The 18957-nt window shown below is 70.9% G+C and carries 19 protein-coding genes; 7 read left to right on the top strand and 12 right to left on the bottom strand.

All coding sequences use genetic code 11. The features are described 5' to 3' along the window. Positions 1 to 718 precede the first annotated feature (718 nt). Positions 719 to 1528 (top strand): NAD-dependent epimerase/dehydratase family protein, encoded by an 810-nt coding sequence (locus OG538_RS27995; RefSeq protein ID WP_406098145.1) that lies wholly within the window; start codon positions 719 to 721, stop codon positions 1526 to 1528. A gap of 126 nt (positions 1529 to 1654) precedes the next feature. Then, positions 1655 to 2878, top strand: a complete 1224-nt coding sequence (locus OG538_RS27990; RefSeq protein ID WP_406098143.1) for a TerD family protein — start codon at positions 1655 to 1657, stop codon at positions 2876 to 2878. A 122-nt stretch (positions 2879 to 3000) separates the two neighbouring features. Here OG538_RS27990 and OG538_RS27985 read toward each other — a convergent pair whose 3' ends face one another. The 4 genes from OG538_RS27985 to OG538_RS27970 form a co-directional block, all read right to left on the bottom strand. Further along, a complete protein-coding gene (locus tag OG538_RS27985) occupies positions 3001 to 3231 on the bottom strand; it encodes a hypothetical protein (protein WP_037711258.1) in 231 nt (76 codons plus the stop codon). Between the two features lie 232 nt (positions 3232 to 3463). Continuing rightward, a complete protein-coding gene (locus OG538_RS27980) occupies positions 3464 to 4942 on the bottom strand; it encodes an alkaline phosphatase PhoX (protein ID WP_406100340.1) in 1479 nt (492 codons plus the stop codon). 156 nt (positions 4943 to 5098) lie between these two features. Beyond that, positions 5099 to 6589, bottom strand: a complete 1491-nt coding sequence (locus OG538_RS27975; RefSeq protein WP_406098141.1) for a hypothetical protein — start codon at positions 6587 to 6589, stop codon at positions 5099 to 5101. 84 nt (positions 6590 to 6673) lie between these two features. Beyond that, positions 6674 to 7312 (bottom strand): antibiotic biosynthesis monooxygenase, encoded by a 639-nt coding sequence (locus OG538_RS27970; protein WP_406098139.1) that lies wholly within the window; start codon positions 7310 to 7312, stop codon positions 6674 to 6676. 175 nt (positions 7313 to 7487) lie between these two features. On the opposite strand from OG538_RS27970, the gene OG538_RS27965 reads away from it, so the two are divergent. The 4 genes from OG538_RS27965 (at position 7488) to dapA (ending at position 11230) form a co-directional block, all read left to right on the top strand. Beyond that, positions 7488 to 8606 carry a lipid II:glycine glycyltransferase FemX gene (locus tag OG538_RS27965; RefSeq protein ID WP_406098137.1) on the top strand — a complete coding sequence of 373 codons (1119 nt, stop codon included), beginning with the start codon at positions 7488 to 7490 and terminating at the stop codon, positions 8604 to 8606. Positions 8607 to 8667: 61 nt separating this feature from the next. Then, positions 8668 to 9450 carry a phosphodiesterase gene (locus tag OG538_RS27960; protein ID WP_406098135.1) on the top strand — a complete coding sequence of 261 codons (783 nt, stop codon included), beginning with the start codon at positions 8668 to 8670 and terminating at the stop codon, positions 9448 to 9450. Positions 9451 to 9546: 96 nt separating this feature from the next. Continuing rightward, a complete protein-coding gene (locus OG538_RS27955; protein ID WP_406100339.1) occupies positions 9547 to 9987 on the top strand; it encodes a GNAT family N-acetyltransferase in 441 nt (146 codons plus the stop codon). Positions 9988 to 10333: 346 nt separating this feature from the next. Next, the gene (gene dapA / locus OG538_RS27950) at positions 10334 to 11230 is read left to right on the top strand and encodes a 4-hydroxy-tetrahydrodipicolinate synthase (protein WP_406098133.1); all 897 of its coding nucleotides are present in this window, start codon (positions 10334 to 10336) and stop codon (positions 11228 to 11230) included. On the opposite strand, the gene dapD is transcribed toward dapA, so the two are convergent. The 3 genes from dapD to OG538_RS27935 form a co-directional block, all read right to left on the bottom strand. Beyond that, entirely contained in the window at positions 11227 to 12216 is a 990-nt protein-coding gene (gene dapD, locus OG538_RS27945; RefSeq protein ID WP_406098131.1) for a 2,3,4,5-tetrahydropyridine-2,6-dicarboxylate N-succinyltransferase, read from the bottom strand. The genes dapA and dapD overlap by 4 nt on opposite strands. A gap of 72 nt (positions 12217 to 12288) precedes the next feature. After that, positions 12289 to 12825, bottom strand: coding sequence for a TetR/AcrR family transcriptional regulator (locus tag OG538_RS27940; protein ID WP_406098130.1), 537 nt, complete (start codon positions 12823 to 12825; stop codon positions 12289 to 12291). Beyond that, the gene (locus tag OG538_RS27935) at positions 12825 to 13145 is read right to left on the bottom strand and encodes a DMT family transporter (RefSeq protein ID WP_406098128.1); all 321 of its coding nucleotides are present in this window, start codon (positions 13143 to 13145) and stop codon (positions 12825 to 12827) included. The genes OG538_RS27940 and OG538_RS27935 overlap by 1 nt, the downstream gene beginning before the upstream one ends. A gap of 117 nt (positions 13146 to 13262) precedes the next feature. On the opposite strand from OG538_RS27935, the gene OG538_RS27930 reads away from it, so the two are divergent. Beyond that, positions 13263 to 14381, top strand: coding sequence for a hypothetical protein (locus OG538_RS27930; protein ID WP_406098126.1), 1119 nt, complete (start codon positions 13263 to 13265; stop codon positions 14379 to 14381). A 204-nt stretch (positions 14382 to 14585) separates the two neighbouring features. Here OG538_RS27930 and OG538_RS27925 read toward each other — a convergent pair whose 3' ends face one another. The 5 genes from OG538_RS27925 to sufC all read right to left on the bottom strand — a co-directional run bounded on the left by OG538_RS27925 (position 14586) and on the right by sufC (position 18953). Next, a complete protein-coding gene (locus OG538_RS27925) occupies positions 14586 to 15980 on the bottom strand; it encodes a hypothetical protein (RefSeq protein ID WP_406098124.1) in 1395 nt (464 codons plus the stop codon). A gap of 143 nt (positions 15981 to 16123) precedes the next feature. Continuing rightward, entirely contained in the window at positions 16124 to 16462 is a 339-nt protein-coding gene (locus OG538_RS27920) for a metal-sulfur cluster assembly factor (RefSeq protein ID WP_014156915.1), read from the bottom strand. Then, entirely contained in the window at positions 16459 to 16914 is a 456-nt protein-coding gene (gene sufU, locus OG538_RS27915; RefSeq protein WP_024492621.1) for a Fe-S cluster assembly sulfur transfer protein SufU, read from the bottom strand. Before sufU ends, OG538_RS27920 begins: the two co-directional genes overlap by 4 nt. 21 nt (positions 16915 to 16935) lie before the next feature. Next, positions 16936 to 18192, bottom strand: a complete 1257-nt coding sequence (locus OG538_RS27910) for a cysteine desulfurase (protein WP_406098123.1) — start codon at positions 18190 to 18192, stop codon at positions 16936 to 16938. Next, positions 18189 to 18953: a Fe-S cluster assembly ATPase SufC gene (sufC, locus tag OG538_RS27905; protein ID WP_406098121.1), complete on the bottom strand. Its 765-nt coding sequence runs from the start codon at positions 18951 to 18953 to the stop codon at positions 18189 to 18191. Before sufC ends, OG538_RS27910 begins: the two co-directional genes overlap by 4 nt. Between the last annotated feature and the right edge of the window lie 4 nt (positions 18954 to 18957).

Raw genomic sequence — 18957 nt, 5'->3', positions numbered from 1 at the left:
GGGGTTCCGTCCTCAATCGCCGGACGGGCGGGTGCGTCTGCGGGGCGTTGCGCCGGGCTTTGGCTGCGCCCCGGTCCGGGGCGGGGGGTTCCGTCCTCAATCGCCGGACGGGCTTGGTGGGGTGCGGGTGCCCCGTAGGGGCGCTTTGGCCTGGTGGTGGGGGTCCGTGGCCCCTCCGGGGCGTCTCCTCAGACGACGAACGTTCGGCGGGTACGCAGCGGACCCGGGTATCTGTTCGTCGTTCTGCGGGGACTCCCCTGCACGGCCCCGGACCGGCCGCCCTGCGTCTGCGGCAGTCGTACGGCCGGTGTGCACTCGCGAGTGATGCAGGGTGGGGCCGTGCAGGGCAGTCCCCGCAGAAAATGGCGTACGACCGGGGTCCCCCGCGTGGCCGGGTGCACACGCCATTTTTGAGGAGTGTGCCCGGAGGGGCACCACCCCCACCCACCCAACGTGGCGCACCCCGCGGAGCGACCCGCACCACTCAAGCCCGTCCGGCGATTGAGGACGGAACCCCGAGCCCCGGACGGGGCGCACCCCGCAGGGAACCCGCACCCCGGACAACGGCACACCCCGCAGGGACCCGCACCCCGGACAACGGCGCACCCCACCCCAGGGCCCTTGACGCAAAACCCCACCGCTCCGTAACTTGTCCACGCATGTGAATGCCGTCCATGGACCCGGCACGCGCAGCCGCCCCCGTACCGAGGAGATCCACGTGTCCGCTCCCCGCACCGTCCTGCTCACCGGCGCCGCCGGCGGTCTCGGCACCCTGATGCGCGGACTGCTGCCCGCCCACGGCTACGCGCTCCGCCTGTTCGACATGTGCCCCGTCGAGGGCGAGCCGGACGCGATCACCGCAGACCTCGGCGACAAGGAGGCGCTGCGCGAGGCCGTGCGGGGCGTCGACGCGATCATCCACCTTGCGGGCATCTCTCTGGAAGCCTCTTTCGACAAGATCCTGCGGGCGAACATCGAGGGCACCTACAACCTCTACGAGGCCGCCCTCGCGGAAGGCGTGCGGCGGATCGTCTTCGCGTCCTCGAATCACGCCGTCGGCTTCACCCCCCGGCCACTCCCCGGCGACCCGCTCATCCCCATCGGCACTCCGCGCCGGCCGGACACCTTCTACGGCCTGTCCAAGTCCTTCGGCGAGGACCTCGCCCAGCTGTACTGGGACCGGCACGGTCTGGAGACCGTCTCCGTACGCATCGGCTCCTGCTTCCCCGAGCCGACGTCCGTACGGATGCTGTCCGTCTGGATGAGCCCCGCCGACGGCGCCCGGCTGTTCGACGCCGCGCTGACCGCCGAGAACGTGGGCCACACCGTCGTCCACGGCTCCTCGGACAACACCCGCCTGTGGTGGGACCTGACGACGGCCCGCTCCCTCGGCTACGCGCCGCAGGACGACTCGGAGGAGTACGCGGCGAAGCTGATCGCCGAACAGGGCGAGCTCGACCCGGACAACCCGGATCACGCCCACCTCGGCGGTCACTTCTGCACCAACCCGCCGATCTGGCCGTACTGAGCGGATACGGCGGCCGCCCGGAGACGGGGCCTCCGCGCACTCGGCCCGGGCCCCCTCTGCCGCCGTACGGGCGAAGCCGCCCGAAGGTAAGGGAACGGCAAAGCCGGGTCATTCGTTACCCCGTGCATGACCGCTATGACACCCGGCTCGAACATCCCCCTCTCCGCCGCCCGCGTGACGGTGGACGTCGCCGCTCCCGTGCGGCTCGACGTATCGGGCCTGCTGCTCACCGCCGACGGCAAGGTGCGCTCCGACGACGACTTCATCTTCTACAACCAGCCCGCGGGCCCTGGCGTGACCTACCGTTCCGGCGGCGGCACCGCACCCGATGCGATCGTGGTGGACACCGCGGCGGTGCCGGCCGGCATCGAGAAGATCGTCGTCACGGCGAGCCCGGACGGAGCGGGTCAGACCTTCCAGGGCATCGAGCCCACCGCCACCGTGCGCAACGCGGACGACGGCAGCGCGCTCGCCACGTTCACCCCGCCCCAGCTGGGCACCGAGACCGCGCTCGTGGTCATCGAGGTCTACCGCCGGGGCGGCGCCTGGAAGGCCCGCGCGGTCGGCCAGGGCTATGCCAACGGGCTGGCGGGCATCGCCACCGATTTCGGCGTCTCGGTGGAGGAACCCGCCGCCCCCGCACCCGCCCCGGTCGCGCCCCCTGCCCCCGTCGCCGCGCCGGTGGACCCGCGGATCGCCGCTCCCCCGGTGGCCGCCGCCCCGCCGGCCCCGCCCGTCGCACCCCCGGCACCCGCGGCGGCTCCGGCCTCCGGAAAGATCAACCTCGACAAGGGCCGCGTCAGCCTGCAGAAGAACCAGACGGTGTCATTGGTCAAGGGTGGCCGTCCGCTGCTCTCCCAGGTCAAGATGGGCCTCGGATGGGAGCCCGCCTTCCGCGGCAAGGACATCGACCTCGACGCCTCGGTGATCGCCTACGGCCCCAACCGCAACCACCTGGACAGTTGCTACTTCGGCAAGCTCTCCATCCTGAACGGCGCCATCAAGCACTCGGGGGACAACCTCACCGGTGAGGGCGCGGGCGACGACGAGGTGATCGTCGTCGACCTGGGGCGGATCCCCCCGGAGGCGACCGGTCTGGTGTTCACGGTCAACTCCTTCACCGGGCAGAAGTTCACCGAGGTGGCCAAGGCCTACTGCCGGCTGATCGACGCGGCCACCGGCGAGGAGCTGGTCCGCTTCGACCTGACCGGCGCCGAGCCGCAGACCGGCGTCATGATGGCGAAGCTGATCAAGCAGTTCTCGGGCGAGTGGGAGATGACCGCGATGGGCGACTTCGTGAAGTCACGCACCGTCCGCGGCATGGTCAAGCCCGCCGCCCAGGCCTTGTAAGGGCCCCAGGCCCCGCAGGAGCGGAGGCAAACGTCTTCAGGGGCACCCGGCTGGCTGCGGGTGCCCCTGAAGGCGGTCGGCGAGAGAACTACGGCGTACGCGGCGCGTGCTCGTCGCTTCTCTCAGAGCTTGGTCAGCTTGGAGTACGGGCTCAGGATCCTCCCCTGTCGCCCCGAGAAGTCGATGAGCACTGCGTCGTTGTCGCCCTCGACAGCAAGGACTCGACCGAGTCCGAACTGGTCATGCGACACCCTGTCGCCCACATCGAACAATTCGACCGGTGGGGCCGCCTGGGCCGGGCGGTTGAAGGGACTGGAAGGCAGGTGACGCCGGGATCCGGCTGACTGTTTCATTACATTGAGTATGCGCCCTGGAAACGCCCGACGCCATGCCCGACCGCTCCTGGGGCCGCACTGATGCCGGATTCGTAATCAGAGGTTCCGGGGCCGTGCGCCGTCCCTCCCCGCTTCGGGCAAGGGCACCGGCCCTCCCACGGCGCCCGCGGGACCACCACGGATGTGGCGGTTATCGCTTCCCCGCGGGGCGTGGTGGACGGCATCTGCGGCTACCGCTCCCGGCCGGGGGCTACTGCCCCTTGTGCGGGTTGCGCTTCCACGGACCGGTGATGGCCAGCATGATGCCGGGCGTCTGGATGTTGGCGAAGAGCGTCTTGCCGTCGGGCGAGAAGGTCACCCCGGTGAACTCGCTGTACTCGGGCTCGGCCTCCGTGCCGGCGTTCAGCTCGTTGCGCGCGATCGGGTACGTGCGGCCGCTCTCGGTCGCCCCGAAGAGGTGCTGCACGCCCTCGCCGTCCTCGGAGATGACCAGACCGCCGTACGGCGAGACGGTGATGTTGTCCGGGCCGTCGAAGGCGCCGTCCTTGGAGGGGTCGGCATTGACGCCGAGGAGCACCTTCAGGGTCAGCGTGCGGCGCTTCGGGTCGTAGAACCAGACCTGGCCGTCGTGCTGGACAGGGCTCTCAGCACGGGCGAACGAGGAGACGATGTAGGCGCCACCGTCGCCCCACCACATGCCTTCGAGCTTGCGGGCGCGGGTGACCTCCTGGTCCCCGAACTGCTTGCGCACCGAGACGCTCTTCGCGTCGCGGTCGGGCACGTCGACCCAGTCCACGCCGTACACGGTGCCGATCTGCGTGGCACGCGAGAGGTCGTCGACGAACTTTCCGCTCTTGTCGAAGCACTTGGTGGCCTGCAGGACACCGGCGTCGTCGGCGAGCGTACGGAGCTTGCCGCGGCCGTGCTTGAAGCCGTGCGGCGGCACCCAGCGGTAGAGCAGCCCGTTGGGGCCGGACGCGTCCTCGGTGAGGTAGGCGTGGCCCTGCTTGGGGTCGATGACCACGGCCTCGTGGGCGTAGCGGCCGAACGCCTTGATGGGTCGCGGGGCGCGGTTGGCGCGCTTGTCGTACGGGTCGACCTCGAAGACGTAGCCGTGGTCCTTGAGCAGGCCGTTCTTGCCGGCCTTGTCCTCGGTCTCCTCGCAGGTCAGCCAGGTGCCCCAGGGGGTGGAGCCGCCGGCGCAGTTGGTGGAGGTGCCGGCGATGCCGACCCATTCGGCGGTGCGGCCGTCGCGGCGGGTCTCCACGACGGTGCAGCCGCCGGCCGCGACCGGGTCGTAGACCAGGCCGTCGGTGAGCGGGACGGGGTGCTCCCAGCCGGCCCGGGTGCCGCTCAGCTCGTGGTTGTTCACCAGCAGGGTCACACCACGCGCGCCCTCGAAGGCAGCCGTGCCGTCGTGGTTGGAGGGGGTGTACTCGCCGGTCTCCAGCTTGGTGACGCCGCTGTGGGTGATGACCTTGTACGAGAAGCCGGCGGGCAGCGCGAGTATGCCCTTGGGGTCGGGCAGCAGCGGCCCGTAACCGGGCTCGTGGCTGTGCCCGTGCCCGTCGTGACCGTGGCCGTGGTCGTGGTCGTCGTGGCCGTGCTGCGAGTCCCCGGCGGCGAGGGCGCCGGGTGCGGTGGCCAGCGCGGCGACGGTTCCGGTGAGGGCGATGCCGGCACCGGTGAGGGCGGACTGTCTGGTGAATTCCCTGCGCGTGAAGGCCATCACGTACTCCTGGTGCAGCTGGGGCGGGTTGTTGGCCCGATCACCGTCCCGCCCCTGCGCCAACATCAGTTGAACTGAGGACGACTTCGGGGGAACCCCTTCCATGAACATCCTCGGCGGCGCACTGCGGCTCCGCCTCCGCCCGGCTACGCGTCCTCAGCGACCGGAACCGCCGGAGCCGGACCGGGAGCGGGCCTTGAAGGCGGCCTTGCGGGCGTGCTTCGCCTGCTTCTTGTCGCTGTGCAGCCGCCCCATCGCTTCCAGCACGTCCGCCGTAGCCGGGTGCTCCACCCGCCACGCCTCGTCGAAGAAGCCGCTGTGCTGGCCGGACAGGCCCTCGACCAGGCCCTGGAGCTCGTCCAGGTCGCCGTCCGCCTCCAGTTGCGCCGCGATCGTGTCGATGGCGAGCCAGAAGATCATCGCTTCTGAGGGTGCCGGCACGTCGGCGGCGCCCCGCTCGGCGAGCCAGACCCGGGCGAGTCCGCCCAGCTCCGGTTCACCCAGCACCGCGCGCACCGCGGGTTCGGCGTCCGCGCCGACCAGGGCGAGCGCCTGCTGACAGTGCAGCCGGCGCAGGGGTGCCTGCGGGTCCTCGCCGCGTGCGGCGTCCAGGAGTTCGCCGGCCGCCCCGTCGGCGCCGTGTCGCGCGAGCCACAGCTCGATCTCGCCGCGGGCCGCCGCCTCGGGGTAGTACGCGATGCGGCCGAGCAGTACATCGGCGCCCTTGTCGGCCAGGTCGCCGATGGCCGGGGCGTCCACACCGGCGTCCAGCATCCGGGCCCGGATGCCGTAGACGCCCAGCGGTGTCAGCTTCACCATGCCGTAGCGGGTGACGTCGTCGTCATCGGCCGGCGGCACGGACTCCTCGCCCTCCTCGACCAGCAACGACTCGTCCACCGGCCGGTATTCGACGATGCCGATCGGTTCGAGGACCCGGAACTGGTCATCGAGGCGCATCATCGCGTCCGAGACCTGTTCCAGGATGTCGTTGGTCGGCTCGCCCATGTCGTCGGGGACGATCATCGAGGCGGCCAGTGCGGGCAGCGGCACGAACTCCTCTCCCGCGCCCTCGCCGGCCGTGAGCAGATAGAGGTTGCCGAGCACTCCGTCGAGGAACTCCGCCTCGGTCTCCGGATCCCAGTCCAGCGCGTCGAAGTCGATCGACCCGTCCTCGCCGACGAGGTCGGCGAAGTCCTCGAAAACCGGGGCGGTGGCGTCGGCGTGGGCGGTCTCCAGGCCGTCGAGCCAGATCGCCAGGACCTCCCGGGGTGAACCGCCGGTCAGCAGGGCCAGATTCTCCCCCGCGGTGACGGTCCCCTCCGCGTCCTCGGCGTGCTCCTCAGGACCGGTGTCCGCACCTTCCAGCGCCGGGTCCTCGACCTCGACGAGCCCGGTGTCCACTGCGAGCCGCCAGGCTTCGCTGGCCTCCGCAGTCCCGTCCTCGTCGGCGGCGAGTCCCAGGTGCCCGGCCGCGGCGGGCAGCTGCGCCTCGACGAGCTCACCACCGGCGCCGACCCGGGTGTCGGGGCCGGCCCAGCGGGCGAGCCGGACAGCGCGGGCGAGCAGCGGCGCGGCGAGCGCGTCCCGTGCCAGCTCGGCCTCGGTGTGCAGCCGTACCGGCGGCAGGGTGGGGCGCTCTGCGGACATCAGGGGGTTCTCCTCGAAACGTGCGGGGCGTACGCGTCGCCGGGGCCACTGCTCCGGGCGCGTACGGGGTCAGGCCTGCCAAGCCTAGACGCATTTCACCCGGTGCCGCCCGGTGCTCGGGACAGATGGCGACCGTCCGACGGACGGCCTCCGTGCCTCGATGTGGGCCCGGGCACTCACCCACTCCGCGTAGTTGAGCACCTGGGTCCCGTCGGTGCTCACATGGAAGTGGCCGGCGAGCCCGCCGGGCGCCGGGGCCGGGTCCGTACCCAGCGCTTCGAACACGCCGTCCACCCAGTCGCGTTGGCGGGCCTTGTCCGCCCCGTCGAACTCGATGTCGACCACCACGACACAGCCGGGCTCGCTGCCGCCCGGCGAGGTGGACCGGTAGAGCTCGTAGGTATGCGGTCCGCGCCGCCTGATGCCCGGTACGGCCGCGTCGATCTCGGCGTTCCGCTCGTCCTGGCCGTCCCGGACGAAGTGCTGGTAGCTCTCCTCACCGGTCCACTGCGCGTAGTGGAAGAGCGTTCCGCCGTCCTCCCCCGTATACACGCTGTACGAGAGCAGCCCCGGGTGCGGCCACGGCCCGGCCCCCCAGGCGGAGCCGATGGCCTCGACGACCTGCCGCCGCCGCTCCGGCGTACCGGCGTCCCAGGTACTGGCCTTGACGAGCCCCGCATCCGCACGGGTGATATCGGGCCGGGACACGAACTCCACTGTCACGACTGCTCCCCTCACCGGCGCACCCTTGCGGTGCCCCCGTGACAGCCACCCTGATACGTCAAGCGCACTTGAGGTCAACCGCGCCGACACGGCCGGCGAACGGGGCGTCCCGGCTCGGCCGGGTGCCTCCTACTCTTCACTGGGCTGACGGATCGGACAACGAACGGAGTACCGCATGACGCTGCGGGTCGAGGAGATCACGCGCGAGCAGCACCTGGCCTTCGTCGCAGGCCGGGGCTCGGCAAGTCATATGCAGGTCCCGTCGTGGGGAGAGGTGAAGCCCGACTGGCGCGCGGAGAGCATCGGCTGGCTGGACGAGGACGGCCTGATCGCCGGTGCCGGGCTGGTGCTGTACCGCCCGGTCCCCCGGTTGAAGCGGTACCTGGCCTATCTGCCGGAGGGCCCGGTCATCCCGTGGCACGAGGGCGATCTGCGTCCCTGGCTGGATCCGCTGGTGGCCCACGCCAGGGCCCGGGGGGCGTTCACGGTACGGATGGGACCGCCGGTGATCGCCCGCCGCTGGGAGGCTTCGACGGTCAAGGACGCCATCGCGGACCCGGCAGCGGGCCGGCTGCGCGACGTCGAGGCGGATGTGACCGAGCCCCGGGCCGCAGAGGTGGTGGAGCAGCTGCGCCGGCTGGGCTGGCGGCAGGGTGCGGACGACGCCGACGGCTTCAGCGCGGGGCAGCCCCGGTACGTGTTCCAGGTGCCGTTCGCCGGGCGGTCGCTGGAGGAGATCCGGGGCGGCCTGAACCAGCAGTGGCGGCGCAACATCAAGAAGGCGGAGAAGGCGGGCGTGAAGGTCGTCGAGGGGGGCCGGGACGACCTTCCGGTCTTCTACGAGCTGTACCGCGAAACCGCCGAGCGGGACCGCTTCATCCCCCGGCCGCTCCGCTACTTCGAGCGCATGTGGACTGCGCTGCGGGCCGAGGACCCGGACCGGATGCGGCTCTATCTCGCCCACCACGACGGGGAGGTGCTCTCCGCGGCGACGATGCTGACCGTCGGGACCCATGTCTGGTACTCGTACGGCGCGTCGACGAGCCGTCGGCGCGAGGTACAGCCCAACAACGCGATCCAGTGGCGGATGATGAGCGACGCGCACGAGCGGGGTGCCGCGGTCTACGACCTGCGTGGCATCACCGACACCCTCGACGAGGGCAACCACCTGCTGGGTCTGCTGCGGTTCAAGGCGGGCACCGGAGGGCTGGCCGCCGAGTACGTGGGCGAATGGGACTATCCGGTCAGCAAGCTGCTGCACAAGGCGTTCGGCTTGTACATGGCCCGTCGCTGAGCGCTGCATACGGCGGCCGGGACCGGTGTTGCGGGCCCCCGAGGCGGGGCAGGCTGCCGGGATGACCCTTTCCGTGGCGCACCTCAGCGACCCCCATCTCACGACCGGCGCCCTGGCCGCCGAACCGGCGGCCGGGCTCGACCGGGCGCTGCGCCGGGTGCTCGCGCTCGACCCGCTGCCCGCCTGTGTGGTGATCACCGGTGACCTCGCCGACCGGGGCACGCCCGCGGTGTATGCGCAGCTGCGCGAGGTGATCGGGCGGTTCCCCCTGCCGCTGCACCTGGTGACGGGCAATCACGACGACCCGGTGGCTCTGCTGGACGTGTTCGAGGGCACGGCGTTCGTGGGCGGGGGCAAGGAGACGTACTACGCCGTGGACCATCCGGCGCTCACGGTCGCCGTCCTGGACTCGGCGGTGCCCGGGTCCCCCGGGGGGCTGCTGGGGGCGGAGCAGCTGCAGTGGCTGGACGAGGTGCTCTCCCGCAGGCCCGGTGTACCGGCCTTCGTGTGTCTGCACCATCCGCCGGTGCCGGTCGGGATCCCGTTTCTGGACGGGATGCGGCTGGCGGACGGCGGGGCGCTGGCCGAGGTGGTCGCCGCCCGTCCGAACGTCGCCCGGGTCCTGGCCGGTCATCTCCACCGTCCGGTCACCACCGCCTTCGCGGGCAGCGTGCTGGCCGTGGCGCCGAGCACCTACCGGCAGAGCGGCCTGGCGCTGCGGGACGCGGTGCCCGGCTATCTGTCCGAGCCGACATCGTTCCTGCTCCATCTGCGCGCGGGCGATGCCTGGGTCACCCACACCGTGCCGGTCAACCACGCGGCCGGGGTACCGGCGGGGTACTGACGCCCCGGGCGGTCGGCGGCGTGGCCGTCGCCGCCGCGGTGCTCGTCCGGGCGCTGCCGCTGCCCGGAGTGGCCTCGTGCCAGAATCCGGGTCGTGATGCTGCGTACCGCCACCCGCCGGGACCTGCCTGCCGTGCTCGCTCTCCTCGCCGACGAGGAGAAGGTCGTCGACCCCGCCTCGCTGGTCGTCGACGCTGCGTACGAGAAGGCGTTCGCCGACATCACCGGAGATCCGCGCAACGAGATCCTGGTGCTGGCGGACGGCGACATGGTGGTGGGGTGCCTGCAGGCGACGTACATCCCCGGGCTCGGCAAGCACGGCGCCGAGCGGGCGCTGATCGAGGCCGTGCGGATCAGACCCGACCGGCGCGGCGGCGGCCTCGGGCGGGACCTGATGAAGCAAGCCGTCGAGCGGGCGCGTCGGCGGGGGTGCGCGCTGGTCCAGCTGACCAGCAACAGGGACCGGGTGGATGCCCACCGGTTCTACGCTTCGCTGGGCTTCGCCGCGAGCCACGAAGGCTTCAAGCTCGCCCTCTGAACAGCTCCTTGACGCCGGTCACTCGGGAGCCACGGTCCGCCAGGCCGTCACGCTGAGCTCGTCGAGCAGCCGCACGTCGCTGCCCTCCCCCTCACCGGTCGGCACGAGGAAATCCCGCACACCCGGTCAGGCCGAGTGTCCCTGCGAGGACCAGGGCCGCCGCCGAGACCGGCTCGCGTATACCCGTGCCCCTCGTCGTCCGCATCTCCATGCACCCCGCCCCGCGTCGCCCTGCCCGCATGTGTGGCCGATCACCGCAGAGCACCGCGTCAGTTGAGTATTGCTTCACCTTCACCCGGAGAAGAACTAAGTGGACCTTCACGGTTCGGCGGTCGACACTTCGGACATGACGCTGCCCGCATCCTCCCGCCCCCGCCCCTTCGGCCGCACGCTCTGCGCCATGATCACGCCGTTCACCGCCACCGGCGCGCTCGATCCGGACGCCGCCGCCGCACACGCGGCACGGCTGGTGGCTGAGGGCTGTGACGGTCTGGTGCTCAGTGGAACCACCGGCGAGTCCCCCACCACCTCCGACGCCGAGAAGGCGGCCCTGGTGCGCGCGGTGCGGGGCGCGGTCGGCCCGGACGCGTCGCTGGTCGCGGGCGTCGGCACCGCCGACACCCGGCACACCGTGGAACTGGCACGGCAGGCGGAAGAGGCGGGCGCCGACGGCCTGTTGGTCGTCACCCCGTACTACAGCCGCCCCCCGCAGGCCGCGGTGGAGGCACACTTCCTGCGCGTCGCCGAGTCGACCGGCCTGCCACTGATGCTGTACGACATCCCCGCCCGCACCGGCACCCGCATCGAACCGGAGACGCTGCTGCGGCTTGCGGACCACCCGCGCATCGTGGCGGTGAAGGACTGTTCGTACGACCTGCTGGGAGTGACCAAGGTGATCGCCGCCACCTCGCTCGCGTACTACTCGGGCTGCGAGGAACTGAATCTTCCGCTGTACGCGGTGGGCGGTGCCGGATACGTCAGCACGGTGGCCAATGTGGCGCCCGGCCCGCTGCGGGCCGTCCTGGACGCGTTCGACGCCGGGGACACGGCCGGGGCAGCGCGGCTGAACGGGCTCCTGGCCCCGCTCACGGAACTGATGATGGCCTCCGGGTTGCCCGGCACGGTGACGGCGAAGTCCCTGCTGGAGTCGGGCCCGGTCCGCGAACCGCTGCAGCCCGCCGGGCGCGAGGCGGCCGACGGGCTGCGAAGGGCGTACGAGGAACTGCTGCTCGCCGCCTCCTAGTCGTTGCTGTGGAGGACCTCGTTGAGCCCGCCCCAGACCGCGTTGTTCGGGCGGGCCTCGACGGCGCCGCTCACCGAGTTGCGGCGGAAGAGGATGTTCGAGGCGCCGGAGAGCTCGCGCGCCTTGACGACCTGACCGTCCGGCAGGGTGACGCGGGTGCCCGCGGTGACGTAGAGACCGGCCTCCACGACGCACTCGTCTCCGAGCGCGATCCCGACGCCTGCCTCGGCGCCGACCAGGCAGCGCTCGCCGATGACGATGCGCTCCTTGCCGCCGCCGGAGAGCGTGCCCATGGTGGAGGCGCCGCCACCGATGTCGGAGCCGTCCCCGACGACCACACCGGCGGAGATCCGGCCCTCGACCATGGAGGTGCCGAGGGTGCCGGCGTTGAAGTTGACGAAGCCCTCGTGCATGACGGTGGTGCCGGCGGCAAGGTGCGCGCCGAGCCGCACCCGGTCGGCGTCGGCGATGCGGACACCCTTCGGTGCGACGTAGTCCGTCATGCGGGGGAACTTGTCGACGGAGGTGACCTGCAGGTGCAGACCCTCCGCGCGGGCGTTGAGCCGGACCTTCTCCAGGTCGTCGACGGCGACCGGACCGAGGGAGGTCCAGGCCACGTTGGCGAGGAAGCCGAAGATGCCGTCCAGGTTCTGCCCGTGCGGCTGGACGAGGCGGTGCGAGAGCAGGTGCAGACGCAGGTACGTGTCGTGCGCGTCGAGCGGCTTGTCGTCGAGCGAGCCGATGACCGTGCGGACGGCGACGATCTCGACCCCTCGGCGGGCGTCCACGCCGATGGCCTTGGCGGCGCCCTCACCGAGGAGGTTGACCGCGCGGTCGGGGGTGAGCCGCTCGGTTCCGGCCGGGCCGGGCTCGGCGGTGAGCTCGGGGGCGGGGAACCACGTGTCGAGGACGGAACCGTCACCGGCGATGGTGGCGAGGCCGGCGGCGACGGCGCCGGTGGTGCGGGTGGAAGTCGTGTCGGTCATGACCAGAACCTAACCAGCCGGAGGCCGCCCGGGCCAACCGGTCTCAGCGTCCGGGCGTCGCGGAGGACGGGGTCACTGGCTGATGCGGCCCAGCATCTCCCGGGCGTACGCCTCGTCGTAGTCCCCGCCGGTGAGGAGCACCTGCAGACAGATCCCGTCCATCAGGGCGACCAGTGCGCGCGCCGTCGCCGGGCCGGTGCGCGGTGCCAGGAGTGCGGCGGTGCCTTCGGTCCACTCGGCGGCGACCGGACGCAGGGCCGGCCGGCGCAGGGCGGCGAGGTAGAGCTCGTACTCCAGCTCCGCCCGGCCGCGGCCGGCGCCGAAGAACTCCCCGAGCAGCCGCGCCAGTTCGGTGGCCAGGTCGGCGGCCGGGTCGTCCAGGGCCCGACTGCCCCGCATGAGCGTGGCGAAGCTCTCGTTCGACCGGCGCAGGGCGGCGACCAGCAGTTCGTCCAGCGTGGCGAAGTGGTAGGTCGTCGAGCCCAGCGGCACATCGGCCTCGGCGGCGACGGAGCGGTGGCTGAGCCCGGCGATCCCCTTGGCACCGACCACCCGGATCGCCGCGTCGATGATCCGCTCGCGCCGTTCCGGATCGTACCGGCGCACCATCAGTGGGCTCCGCCCAGATTGAGGACCACCACGCCGGCGATGACCAGGACGATGCCCGCCGCCTTGACCGGGCTGCCGGACTCACCCATGAACAGCATGCCGATGACGGCGACCGCGGCGGTTCCGGTCCCGGCCCAGATCGCGTACGCCGTACCCATCGCCATGGTCCTGAGGGTCTGGGCGAGCAGCGAGAAGGCCAGCAGGTATCCGGCCACGGTGATCAGGGAGGGCCACAGGCGGGTGAATCCCTGGCTGTACTTCATGGCGGTGGTCCCGGCGACCTCTGCGGCGATGGCCGCGGCCAGCAGTCCGTATCCCATGTGTACGAGTGTACGCATCGCCGTCGCGGGGTCCCCGGGGCCAGGAGGCCTCCGGGGGCGCTACCGTGTCCGTCCAGTACATGCCAGTTCGTGATCGACTGACCCGACGGAGCAGCAGTGGCGCAGGACGCAGGGTGGGGTGGCGGTGCGTACGGGGGTGCGCCGAACGGGGGGCCCGGGGCGCAGCCCGGCTGGGGCGGCTGGGGCGGCGGCTGGATGCCGCCGAAACCCGGGGTGATACCGCTGGGCCCGCTGCGGCTCGGGGATCTGCTGGGCGGCGCGTTCACCACCGTGGGCCGTTACGGCAAGCAGTTGTTCGGTGTCGGCGCTGCCGCTTACGGCGGGGCACTGGCCCTGGTGCTGGCCGCCGCCGCGATCGCGTACTCGGCCGTCTCGGACCATCTGGACCGGATGCTGGCGCTCGGCTCCGATGAGAACCCCCGCACGGAGGACTGGGTACCCCTGGTCATCGCCTTCGGCTCGGTGGCGGTGGTGGGCCTGATCGCCGTGGCGATCTCCACGGCCATGATGTACACGGCCGTGCCCGCGGTCCTCCAGGAGGCGGTGCTGGGCCGCCCGACCACGTTCTCCGCCGTCTGGCGACGGGCCTGGAGCCGGATGCCCGCCGTGATCGGGACGGTCCTGCTGACCTGGTTGATCGTGCTGGTGCCGATGCTGCTCGCCTGGGTCGCGTTCCTCGCCATCGTGATCGCCGCGGTCACCGCGGACAGCGACGGCGGGCAGCTCGCCGTGATCCTGATCGGCGTCCTGGGCGCCCTGGCGACGGCCCCGCTGGCGACCTGGCTCTGGGTGAAGTTCAGCCTGGCCCCCTCGGCTGTCGTCTTCGAGAACCAGGGACCGATCTCGGCGATGCGCCGTTCGTCCCGCCTGGTGCGCGGGGACTGGTGGCGGATCTTCGGGGTCAACCTGCTGGCCGGCGCCATGGCGGGGATCGCGAGCTATCTGATCCAGATGCCGTTCTCGTTCCTCGGCATGTTCTCCGGGATGCTCGGTTCGGTGAATCTGGGCGCTGACCCGAATCCGGCCTCGGTCATCGTCGCGATGAGCGGCTATGTGGTGTCGATGCTGGTCGGCCAGCTGGTCGCCCAGCTGATCGTCGCCACCTTCCCGCCCCTGGTGGCCGGACTGCTGTACGTGGACCGTCGCATCCGCACCGAGAACCTCGGCCCGGTCCTCGCCGAGGCCGCCGCCGTGCCGCCGCAGTACTCGGCCTGACCCGGCATCCGCAGGACTCGGGCCAAGAGGCGCCCTGCGGATACGAGAGGGGCTCACCCACGCCTTCGGGGGGTGAGCCCCTCTCTTCGGGGACGGGGGCCGACGGGCCGTCACCCGGTTCGTTCGGCTCGGGACCGGGCTTCGTGGGAGTGGGGGTGGGCTTGGGGTCCTCGCCCTCGCCCGGAACCCTCCCCGCGCGGGCGATCAGCCGTTGACGGTGAACCAGGTGGCGCGCGACTTCTTCCACTCGTCGTGGTCGAGGTCCTTGGCCTCCGTACCGTCCCCGTACAGATCGGCCGACCCGGCGTCCGTGATCAGCTGGGCCCGCGCACCGGCCGCGTTCATGTCCGGCACGTCCACGACGGCCTCCCAGCCGCCCGGGTCCGCGGTGGGCAGGTCGAGCCGCTTCACCGGCGCGTGTCCCGCGACGCCGTCCCAGGAGTAGAGGGCGTACGGGTCGGAGTTGTCGTCCGCGGCCCAGGAACCGGCCACGATCAGATACTGGTCTGCGGCGTTCTTCCGGATGTCGCGCACACTCAGGCCGCCGAGATCCAGCTCGATCGGGGTGCCGATCGTCGCCTTCGCTCCGGAGCCGGCCACCTTGTCGAAGTTGGTGACGGGCACGAGCAGCGCCTTGCCGCCCGCCTTCGGCGGGACGAGCGGTGCGCGGAAGCCGAGGTAGGCGGTCGTCGTGGAACCCGGTGCGAATTCCAGCCCCTCGATGTTGAACCCGTCGATCTGCTTGGGGGCTTCGCCTTCCGCCGTCCCGGCGGCGAAGCCGTAGCGGTTGCCGTTGGCCTGGTCCCAGGCGACGAGGTCGCCCCGGAGCCTCTTGTAGGAGCCGCCGACGGTCAGCTGGGTCGCGGCGCCGGAGCCGCTCACCGTGGTCGTGAAGACGGTGTTGCGGTCGGACTTGTACGCGCCGTCCTTGTTGTTCCCCAGCGACCCCGTCCAGTAGACCGTGTTGCCGACCCGGGCCGCGCCCTCGATGTCGATCTCCTTGGAGACACCGAGCTTCGAGGCCACGTCCCATGTCCGTACCGGCCCGCCGGAGGAGGAACGGTCGAAGAGGCGCAGGGTGTTGGACTCGTCGTCGGCGACCACCGCGTAGCCGTCCCCGACGTCGACGGCGGCCGAGGCGTCGGACGATCCGGTGAGGTAGCGGGTGTCGGAGGCGTTCTGCACGGCGGCGGAGGCGGCGAAGTGCAGTGTCTTGGTGACGGTCTTGCCGCCGAGGCCGGTGACCTTGATCGTGAGGTCGGTGTAGCCGCGGGCGTGCGCGACGACGCGGAGCTGCCGGGTGGCGCCGGTGCCGGTCACCGTGACGTCCCCGGTGGCAGCCACGGACGCCTTGGAGCTGGCGGATGCGGCCACGCCGAGTGCACCGGCGTCGGCGCCGCTCTGGGCGACGGTGACCGTCACCACGGGATCGGCGGTGGCGCCGACGGCGCCGGAGAGATAACCGGCCGAGAACGCGATCGTCGGCGTTCCGTAGCTCGCGGCGTGGGCAGGGGTGCCGAGGCCCAGGGCGGCCAGGGTCAGGGCGCCTCCCGCGGCGGCGACGGTCCGGCGGTGGCGGAGGACAGGGAGATGCGGCACGGTGAACCTCTCGTCGGCGGGTGTCGAGGAGTAGGTTCCGGTTCCCGTGCCAACGGGAGGCGCACACCAGGGGGCCGCCGGACGAACAACGCGGAACGGCCCCCGGCTGGCGCCAGGGGCCGTTCACGCGCGTATGGGGGTGCTCAGACGTTGAAGCCCAGCGCGCGAAGCTGCTCGCGCCCGTCGTCCGTGATCTTGTCCGGGCCCCACGGCGGCATCCAGACCCAGTTGATCCGGAGTTCGTTGACGATGCCGTCGGTGGCGGACTTCGCCTGGTCCTCGATGACATCGGTCAGCGGGCAGGCCGCGGACGTCAGGGTCATGTCGAGGGTGGCGATGTTGGCGTCGTCGATGTGGATGCCGTAGATCAGGCCCAGGTTGACGACGTCGATGCCCAGCTCGGGGTCGACGACGTCGTACAGCGCCTCGCGGACCTCCTCCTCGGAGGCCGGCTTGGTGGTGAGAGTCTCGTTCTCGCTCATGCGGTCTTCCCTTCGGACAGCGCCTTCGCCGTCGCGTCCTTCCACGCCATCCAGCTCAGCAGCGCGCACTTGACCCGGGCCGGGTACTTCGAGACACCGGCGAACGCGACCGCGTCCTCCAGCACCTCCTCCATCGCGTCGTCCGGCTCCAGCTGGCCCTTGGACTGCATCAGCTCCAGGAACGCGGCCTGGATCTTCTGGGCCTCGCCCAGCTCCTTGCCGACCAGCAGCTCGTTCAGCACGGAGGCGCTGGCCTGGCTGATGGAGCAGCCCTGGCCTTCGTAGCTCACATCGGCGATCGTCTCGCCGTCGTAGCGCACCCGCAGCGTGATCTCGTCACCGCACGTCGGATTGACGTGGTGCACCTCGGCATCGCCGTCCCGCAGGCCGCGCCCGTGGGGGTGCTTGTAGTGGTCCAGGATCACTTCCTGGTACATGGAATCAAGCTTCACCAGTCAACCCTCAGCCGCTGTCTAACCGAAAAAGTTCCGGACGTGTTCCAGACCGTCCACCAGGGCATCGACCTCGGCGGGCGTGGAGTACAGATAGAACGACGCTCGCGTCGTCGCAGGAATTCCGTACCGCAGGCAGACCGGCCGTGCGCAGTGGTGTCCGACCCGGACGGCGATGCCCTGCTCGTCGAGCACCTGACCCACGTCGTGCGGGTGGATGTCGCCGAGCGTGAAGGAGATCGTGGCGCCGCGGTCCTCCGCGGTGGCCGGACCGATGATCCTGAGGTCCGGGACCTCCAGCAGTCGCTTCACCGCGTACTCGGTGATCGCCTGCTCGTGGCGGTGGATGTTCTCCATGCCGATCGCCGCGAGGTAGTCCACGGCCGCGCCGAGGCCCACGGCCTGGGCGATCGGGGGTGTACCGGCCTCGAACTTGTGCGGCGCGGGGGCGTACGTCGACGAGTGCATCGACACGGTCTCGATCATCTCGCCGCCGCCGAGGAACGGCGGCAGGTCCTCCAGGAGCTCCTGCCGTCCCCAGAGCACGCCGATGCCGGTCGGGCCGACCATCTTGTGACCGGTGAAGGCCACGAAGTCGGCCTGCAGGGCCTGCACGTCGAGCACCATGTGCGGGGCGGCCTGCGAGGCGTCGATGCAGACCAGGGCGCCGACTTCCTGGGCGCGCCGGACGATCTGCTCGACCGGGTTGATCGTGCCCATGATGTTCGAGACCAGCGTGAACGAGACGATCTTCGTCTTCTCGGTGATGATCTCGTTGATGTTGGACAGGTCGAGGCGGCCGTCGTCCGTGATGCCGAACCACTTCAGCTTCGCACCCGTGCGCTGCGAGAGCAGCTGCCACGGCACGATGTTGGAGTGGTGCTCCATCTCCGTGGTGACGATCTCGGTCTCGTGGTCCACGCGGTAGGGCTCGTCGGCCCAGCCGAGCATGTTGGCCACGAGGTTGAGCGACTCCGAGGCGTTCTTGGTGAAGATCACCTCGTTGCGGCTGGGCGCGTTGATGAACGCGGCGACCTTGTCACGGGCGCCCTCGTACAGCGCCGTGGCCTCCTCCGCGATCGTGTACACGCCGCGGTGCACATTGGCGTTGTGCCGCTCGTAGTACTCGTTGAGGGCATCGAGCACCTGGCGCGGCTTCTGCGAGGTCGCAGCGCTGTCCAGATAAACGATCTTCTTCCCGTCGTGGACCGTACGATCCAGCAGGGGGAAGTCCTTGCGGATCGCCTCGGTGTCGAGGAGGCCCGGCAGCTGTGTCACGCGGAAGCGCCACCCTTCACATATGCCTCGTAGCCCTCGTTCTCCAGCTTGTCGGCGAGCTCGGCGCCGCCGGACTCGGCGATCCGGCCGTTGGCGAACACGTGCACGAAGTCGGGCTTGATGTACCGGAGGATCCGGGTGTAGTGCGTGATCAGCAGGGTGCCGACCTCGCCGGACTCACGGACCCGGTTGACGCCTTCGGAGACGACGCGCAGGGCGTCGACGTCCAGGCCGGAGTCGGTCTCGTCGAGGATCGCGACCTTCGGCTTGAGGAGCTCCAGCTGGAGGATCTCGTGGCGCTTCTTCTCGCCGCCGGAGAAGCCCTCGTTGACGTTGCGCTCGGCGAAGGACGGGTCCATCTGGAGGCCGGCCATCGTCTCCTTGACCTCCTTCACCCAGGTACGCAGCTTGGGCGCCTCGCCGCGGACGGCGGTGGCGGAGGTACGCAGGAAGTTGGAGACCGAGACACCGGGGATCTCGACCGGGTACTGCATGGCGAGGAACAGGCCGGCACGGGCGCGCTCGTCGACGGTCATGTCCAGGACGTTCTCGCCGTCCAGGGTCACCGTGCCGCTGGTGATCGTGTACTTGGGGTGGCCTGCGAGGGAGTACGCGAGGGTGGACTTGCCGGACCCGTTGGGGCCCATGATGGCGTGGGTCTCGCCCTGCTTCACGGTCAGGTCGACGCCCTTGAGGATCTCCTTCGTGGCGTTGTCGGCCTCGACGGTGACGTGCAGGTCGCGGATTTCAAGCGTTGCCATGGGT

The sequence above is a fragment of the Streptomyces sp. NBC_01013 genome (assembly GCF_045162765.1).
Taxonomy (GTDB): domain Bacteria; phylum Actinomycetota; class Actinomycetes; order Streptomycetales; family Streptomycetaceae; genus Streptomyces.
Note: the sequence above shows the minus strand (reverse complement) of the source record. Positions and strands in the feature narration are given on the sequence as shown.

What these genes read in the sequence shown, in the direction of transcription:
- OG538_RS27990 (WP_406098143.1), top strand. Translation starts at nt 1,655, where the DNA reads ATGACCGCTATGACACCCGGCTCGAACATCCCCCTCTCCGCCGCCCGC.
- OG538_RS27985 (WP_037711258.1), bottom strand. Translation starts at nt 3,231, where the DNA reads ATGAAACAGTCAGCCGGATCCCGGCGTCACCTGCCTTCCAGTCCCTTC.
- OG538_RS27980 (WP_406100340.1), bottom strand. Translation starts at nt 4,942, where the DNA reads ATGGCCTTCACGCGCAGGGAATTCACCAGACAGTCCGCCCTCACCGGT.
- OG538_RS27975 (WP_406098141.1), bottom strand. Translation starts at nt 6,589, where the DNA reads ATGTCCGCAGAGCGCCCCACCCTGCCGCCGGTACGGCTGCACACCGAG.
- OG538_RS27965 (WP_406098137.1), top strand. Translation starts at nt 7,488, where the DNA reads ATGACGCTGCGGGTCGAGGAGATCACGCGCGAGCAGCACCTGGCCTTC.
- OG538_RS27960 (WP_406098135.1), top strand. Translation starts at nt 8,668, where the DNA reads ATGACCCTTTCCGTGGCGCACCTCAGCGACCCCCATCTCACGACCGGC.
- OG538_RS27955 (WP_406100339.1), top strand. Translation starts at nt 9,547, where the DNA reads ATGCTGCGTACCGCCACCCGCCGGGACCTGCCTGCCGTGCTCGCTCTC.
- dapA (WP_406098133.1), top strand. Translation starts at nt 10,334, where the DNA reads ATGACGCTGCCCGCATCCTCCCGCCCCCGCCCCTTCGGCCGCACGCTC.
- dapD (WP_406098131.1), bottom strand. Translation starts at nt 12,216, where the DNA reads ATGACCGACACGACTTCCACCCGCACCACCGGCGCCGTCGCCGCCGGC.
- OG538_RS27940 (WP_406098130.1), bottom strand. Translation starts at nt 12,825, where the DNA reads ATGGTGCGCCGGTACGATCCGGAACGGCGCGAGCGGATCATCGACGCG.
- OG538_RS27935 (WP_406098128.1), bottom strand. Translation starts at nt 13,145, where the DNA reads ATGGGATACGGACTGCTGGCCGCGGCCATCGCCGCAGAGGTCGCCGGG.
- OG538_RS27920 (WP_014156915.1), bottom strand. Translation starts at nt 16,462, where the DNA reads ATGAGCGAGAACGAGACTCTCACCACCAAGCCGGCCTCCGAGGAGGAG.
- sufC (WP_406098121.1), bottom strand. Translation starts at nt 18,953, where the DNA reads ATGGCAACGCTTGAAATCCGCGACCTGCACGTCACCGTCGAGGCCGAC.